Origin of the sequence: Arsukibacterium sp., from assembly GCF_033722355.1 — a bacterium.
GTDB lineage: Bacteria > Pseudomonadota > Gammaproteobacteria > Enterobacterales > Alteromonadaceae > Alishewanella.
Map to the genome: position 1 here is coordinate 1 of NZ_JAWVZF010000162.1, position 6,130 is coordinate 6,130.

Annotated in this window: 5 protein-coding genes and 2 pseudogenes; 5 read left to right on the forward strand and 2 right to left on the reverse strand. The window is 49.8% G+C overall.

Translation table 11 applies throughout. The features are described from left to right. Window positions 1-291 (reverse strand): annotated as a pseudogene (locus tag R3177_RS12390) (fructose-bisphosphatase class I); the annotation flags it as partial. 137 nt (window positions 292-428) lie between these two features. Here R3177_RS12390 and mpl point away from each other — a divergent pair. From mpl to panP, 5 genes are all read left to right on the forward strand, one after another. Continuing rightward, window positions 429-1,784, forward strand: a complete 1,356-nt coding sequence (gene mpl / locus R3177_RS12395) for a UDP-N-acetylmuramate:L-alanyl-gamma-D-glutamyl-meso-diaminopimelate ligase (protein WP_318971342.1) — start codon at window positions 429-431, stop codon at window positions 1,782-1,784. Beyond that, entirely contained in the window at window positions 1,775-2,440 is a 666-nt protein-coding gene (locus tag R3177_RS12400) for a flavin prenyltransferase UbiX (RefSeq protein WP_413229087.1), read from the forward strand. Before mpl ends, R3177_RS12400 begins: the two co-directional genes overlap by 10 nt. Continuing rightward, on the forward strand, window positions 2,437-3,363 hold the full coding sequence (locus R3177_RS12405) for an ABC transporter ATP-binding protein (RefSeq protein ID WP_318971344.1): 927 nt from the start codon (window positions 2,437-2,439) through the stop codon (window positions 3,361-3,363). The genes R3177_RS12400 and R3177_RS12405 overlap by 4 nt, the downstream gene beginning before the upstream one ends. After that, window positions 3,363-4,133 carry an ABC transporter permease gene (locus R3177_RS12410; RefSeq protein ID WP_318971345.1) on the forward strand — a complete coding sequence of 257 codons (771 nt, stop codon included), beginning with the start codon at window positions 3,363-3,365 and terminating at the stop codon, window positions 4,131-4,133. Before R3177_RS12405 ends, R3177_RS12410 begins: the two co-directional genes overlap by 1 nt. Before the next feature lie 154 nt (window positions 4,134-4,287). Next, the gene (panP, locus tag R3177_RS12415; RefSeq protein WP_318971346.1) at window positions 4,288-5,934 is read left to right on the forward strand and encodes a pyridoxal-dependent aspartate 1-decarboxylase PanP; all 1,647 of its coding nucleotides are present in this window, start codon (window positions 4,288-4,290) and stop codon (window positions 5,932-5,934) included. A 6-nt stretch (window positions 5,935-5,940) separates the two neighbouring features. Here panP and R3177_RS12420 read toward each other — a convergent pair. After that, window positions 5,941-6,130 (reverse strand): annotated as a pseudogene (locus R3177_RS12420) (prenyltransferase); the annotation flags it as partial.

Here is a 6,130-nt window from a genome sequence, read left to right on the forward strand (position 1 = left end):
CTTACCCTGTGGATTGCCAGCGACAATAGTGTCTTCTTCTTCTGAACTTATCGCTTTCACTACACCCGTTTCCAGGATAACTTCCTTGAGTAACTCATTGGCAATCACATCCAGTTTTTTTTGGGTTTCCCCTTGAATATTCTCACCAAGGGTAGAACCTAATACTCCTGCCAGTTCTCCCTGACTGACCCGAAAGGCGATTTCACGGCAGGCGGCGAGAATGGTTTTCAGCAGCGCTATCAGATCAGGTTCGACTCCGTCCTGCTGCAGTACCGGGGAAATACGGCGCATTTTGTTATTCCTTTTATTGCTGTAGTAAGTTTGTAGGGCCGGGCTATTTTAAAGAATTTATTGTTAAATTGCAGTTTTGATCGTAGTTTTATCTGTTTTTCTGTGACTAACGGGCCTGCACAGGCAGGAAATAACTGATGCATATTCATATTTTAGGTATTTGTGGCACTTTTATGGGCGGTATCGCCGTTATTGCCAAAGCGCTGGGGCATCAGGTCACCGGTGCAGATCAGAACGTCTATCCGCCGATGAGTGAACAACTGACTGAACTGGGCATTGGTTTAGTGCAGGGGTACGACAGCAGCCAGTTCAGCCCAGAGCCGGATCTGGTGATTATTGGTAACGCTTTGTCGCGGGGCAATGAGGCGGTGGAATATGTGCTGAACCGCGGCCTGCGTTATACCTCCGGCCCACAGTGGCTGGCTGAGCAGGTATTGCAGGATCGCTGGGTACTGGCCGTGGCAGGCACCCATGGTAAAACGACGACTAGCAGTATGCTGGCCTGGATATTGGAAGCGGCCGGCCTGAAACCGGGGTTTCTGATAGGGGGCGTGCCGCAAAATTTTGATACCTCGGCCCGGCTCGGCGAGTCGCCTTTTTTTGTAATTGAAGCGGATGAATACGACACTGCTTTTTTTGATAAGCGCTCTAAATTCGTTCATTACCGGCCCCGGACGCTGGTCATTAATAATCTGGAGTTTGATCACGCCGATATTTTTCCGGATTTAGCGGCTATTCAGCGCCAGTTTCATCATTTATTGCGAATGGTTCCGGCAAATGGCCTGGTATTATCGCCGGAAGATACCAAGGCAATCAGTCAAACCCTGGCGATGGGCTGCTGGAGCGAACGCCAGAGTTATGGTCAGGACTGGCGGGCAGAGTTGATAACTAATGACGGTAGCGCCTTTAAGCTTTATTACCGGCAGCAGCTACAAGGGGAGCTGCACTGGCAGCTTGGCGGCCAGCACAATGTCGATAATGCAGTGATGGCGATAGCGGCAGCCCGCCATGCCGGTGTGCCGGTTGCTGTTGCGCTGGAAGCCATGGCGAAGTTTGTCGCGCCAAAAAGGCGGATGGAGCTTAAAGCCGAGATTGCCGGTATTAAAGTCTACGATGATTTTGCGCATCACCCAACGGCAATTGCCACTACGTTACAGGGGGTGCGCAATAAAGTGGACCAGGGCCGGTTAATTGCCGTATTGGAACCACGTTCAAATACGATGCGGATGGGTGTGCATGAAGCGGCGTTGCCGGTGTCGTTAGCGATTGCCGATAAAGTGTACTTATATGAGCCGGCTAATGCTAACTGGTCGCTCGAAGCCCTGACCCGCAGTTTAAGCCCTAAAGCCGTTCTATCGCATGATATCGAGGCGCTGGTCGGTTTACTGGTCGAACAGGCAGCAAAGGGTGATAACATCGTGATTATGAGTAATGGCGGCTTTGGCGGCATTCACGACAAGCTAATTAGCGCGCTGACGAAAAAATGGGAGTAAACATGCGGGAACTCACCTTAGCCTTTACCGGTGCGTCAGGCGCGCCTTATGGCTGGCGCCTGCTAGAGTTACTGTTGCAGCACGGGATCAGGGTGCACTTGCTTATTTCCAGCGCTGCCCGGGTGGTGTTTGCGACTGAGCATAATATTAAACTGGCCGGCGCCCCCGATAAGTGCACTGCCCAGCTGCAAGCCCTGTTTAACTGCGCTGCGGGTCAACTTACCGTATATGGTAAAGATGACTGGTTTTCGCCGGTAGCGTCGGGCTCTGCTGCACCAAAACAGATGGTAATCTGTCCTTGTTCGACCGGCACCGTGGCGGCGATTGCCTGTGGTGCCAGCGACAACCTGATAGAGCGAGCTGCTGATGTGGTGATCAAAGAAGGCGGCAAGTTAATTTTAGTGCCACGTGAATCGCCGCTCAGTGCGATTCATCTGGAAAATCTGCTAAAACTGGCCCGGCTTGGTGTCACCATTATGCCGGCTGCGCCTGGGTTTTATCATCAGCCCCGGCAAATCAGTGATTTAGTCGATTTTATGGTCGCGCGTATTCTGGATCAGCTGGGCATTGCGCAGCAACTAACTGCCCGTTGGGGGTATGGGGGCGAACGGGTTGCTACCGGCGCAAACAGAGCAGAAACAGGAGAGAATGAGTGAGTCTGGCGTTAGATATATCAGCGTTACATAAAGTGTATAAAAGCGGCACTGTGGCCTTAAGCGGCATTGATTTGCAGGTGAAACAGGGGGATTTTTTCGCGTTACTTGGTCCAAATGGCGCTGGCAAAAGTACCACTATTGGCGTGATAACGTCGCTGGTGAACAAAAGCAGTGGCACTGTCAGGGTATTTGGCTTTGATATTGATAACCAGCTGGAGCAGGCAAAAAGCCAGCTGGGTTTAGTACCCCAGGAATTTAATTTCAATCAGTTTGAAACCGTATTGCAAATTGTGGTTCATCAGGCGGGCTATTATGGGGTGCCGAAAAAACTGGCCCTGACACGAGCTGAAAAATATCTCGGTCAACTGGGGTTGTGGGAAAAGCGGCATGCCCGGGCGCGTGAGCTGTCCGGTGGTATGAAACGACGGCTGATGATTGCCAGGGCACTGATGCATGAACCTAAATTGCTGATCCTGGATGAGCCGACTGCGGGTGTTGATATCGAACTGCGCCGCTCGATGTGGGAGTTTCTGCGCAAAATTAATAAAGCCGGTGTCACTATTATTCTGACTACCCATTATCTGGAAGAAGCTGAAACGCTTTGTCGGAATATCGCCATTATCGACAAAGGAAAAATTATCGAAAATACCAGCATGAAAGCCTTGCTGAACAAACTGACTATTGAAACGTTTATTCTCGATTTGGATCAGGACCCGGCTGGTTTACAACTGGATGATATACAATGGCGGAAGCTCGATGAGCACAGTATTGAAGTTGATGTGGCCAAAAGTGAAGGTTTAAACCCGATTTTTGAGCAGCTGAGCAAGCGACAGATGAATGTCTTGTCGATGCGAAATAAAGCAAACCGCTTAGAGGAGTTATTTGTGGCACTGGTTGAAACCGGACGGGGAGAGGCGAACTAATGCGAGCCAGTTATCTGATTGCCCTGCAGAGTATTTTAAGTAAAGAAATCATCCGTTTTATGCGGATATGGGTACAAACGCTGGTACCACCCGCTATTACCATGAGCCTTTATTTTGTTATTTTCGGCAATTTAATTGGTTCGCGGATCGGTAATATGGGCGGCTTTAGCTATATGGAATTTATTGTCCCGGGTCTGATTATGATGGCGGTCATAACCAATTCGTATGCCAATGTGGCCTCATCGTTTTTCAGTGCCAAGTTTCAGCGTAATGTCGAAGAGCTGCTGGTTGCCCCGGTGCCCAACTACCTGATTGTGCTGGGGTATGTGGGGGGCGGGATGTCCCGTGGTATTCTGGTCGGGATCATTGTCACGATTTTGTCGATGTTTTTTGTCGATATTCAGATCCACAATCTGGCGATCATTATTATTACCGTTATTCTGACAGCCATGCTGTTTGCGCTGGGGGGGTTAATCAATGCCGTCTATGCCAAAAGCTTTGACGATATCAGTATTATTCCTACCTTTGTCCTGACGCCATTAACTTATCTTGGCGGGGTATTCTATTCGTTAACGTTGTTGCCCGGGTTCTGGCAGAATGTGGCCGCGTTAAATCCGATAGTTTATATGGTTAACGCTTTTCGCTATGGCTTTCTGGGGATCAGTGATGTCAGCCTTGTACTTGCGTTGGCGGTCGTGCTTAGTTTTATTGTGGTGATGTTCAGCTTCGCATTGTATTTAATAAACCGCGGCGTCGGGCTGCGCAGTTAGTAGCTTTGGCCTATTGAAATTTTTGCAGACATTTTTTAGCAGTTGCAGTAGAGTTAGGCCCTTTCTCCGCCCCCTCTGAGATCTGATAGCAGAGAGCTTTTGATATCAGTGAACTGCAGTGGGGCCTGTTTCGGCTCAGTGAGTAGCAAAACGCATGACAGAACCGACAAAACGACAGGCAGCAGCCTCTGAAGATGCGCTTTGGCGCATTTTTACGGTACCTGAAGCACCGGACTCCACCCTCAGTATTATTGAACAGAACCTGTCGCAGAATCTGGCAGGGTTTCTGCGGGAAAGTATCGTCGCGCTGGAAAAACCGCTATGGCAAATCGAACGTGACTTTCAGGCGCATCAGATCCCGTTGTCTCCGCAGTTTGTCTCGGATTATGCCGAAAGCATGATGCAGAAGCTGGTTGCTCATTCAGTGCATACCGCTTCGCCCAGTTTTATTGGCCATATGACATCAGCGCTACCCTACTTTGTCCTGCCGTTATCTAAGATGATGGTGGGGCTGAACCAGAACCTGGTGAAAATTGAAACATCCAAAGCCTTTACTCCGCTGGAGCGGCAGGTATTGGGAATGATGCATCATCTGGTTTATGGCGAAAAAGATAGCTTCTATAAAAAGTGGATGCACAGCGCCAATCATTCGCTGGGCGCATTTTGCTCCGGCGGTACGGTTGCTAATATTACCGCGCTGTGGATCGCCCGCAACCGCCTGCTCAAAGCCGACGGCGACTTTAAAGGGATTGCCAGAGAGGGCTTGTTCCGGGCATTAAAGCACTACGGCTATGATGGCCTGGCAATAGTGGTGTCTGAACGTGGCCACTATTCACTGGGCAAAGCTGCCGATGTGCTGGGCATTGGCCGTGATTATGTGGTTAGCGTCAAAACAGATGCCAATAATAAAGTTGATGTTGCCCAAATGCAGCAGGTGCTTAATGATTTAACAGCAAAAAATATTAAGGTATTGGCCATTGTTGGTGTGGCAGGTACCACTGAGACCGGTAATATTGATCCACTGGGGCAGCTGGCCGATTTAGCTGAGCAGTTTCAGTGCCACTTTCATGTTGATGCCGCCTGGGGCGGTGCCACTTTGTTATCTGATCAGTACCGGCATTTAATGGCCGGTATTGAGCGGGCTGATTCCGTCACTATCGATGCCCATAAGCAAATGTATGTGCCAATGGGGGCGGGGATGGTGGTGTTTAAACATCCGTCATCAGCCCATGCCATTGAACACCATGCCGAATATATTCTGCGTAAAGGTTCAAAAGATTTGGGTAGTCAGACCCTGGAAGGCTCACGCCCCGGGATGGCAATGCTGGTGCATGCCTGTCTGCAGGTGATTGGCCGCGACGGTTACGAAATTCTGATTAACCGCTCATTAGAAAAAGCCCGCTATTTTGCCAGCTTGATTGAGCACAATATTGATTTTGAGTTGATTACCGCACCTGAACTGTGCCTGTTAACCTACCGTTATGTGCCGGCTCAAGTGCAAAAAGCCATGGCGGCTGCAACCAGCGAGCAGCGCCAGCAGTTTAATGAGCTGTTAAACGGCCTGACTAAATTTATTCAGAAACGGCAGCGGGAAGAGGGCAAGTCATTTGTGTCGCGGACCCGCTTAACGCCGGCAGCGTACGATCGACAGGAAACGATCGTGTTCCGGGTGGTACTGGCTAACCCACTGACTACGAATCAAATTTTGCATGACGTATTGGTTGAGCAGGACCAGATAGCCCAGCAAAATAAAGAGTTTTATCCAAAGTTATTGCAGTTGGCTAAAGTACTGACAAGCTGATACTGATCAGACTGGAGCAGGGCCAGCCCATAATAAACCAGCCAGCAATAACAGCGGATAAAGATGAGACAGCAGCACATTGATTGCCAGGTAAGGCGCAAGTTGCTGCGGTTGGTCAGCAAAGCGGAATAAGCCTGGCAGCAACTTTGCTGCCAGGCCCAGAGTTAACAGCGCCAGTAAACATTGCCAGGGTAAA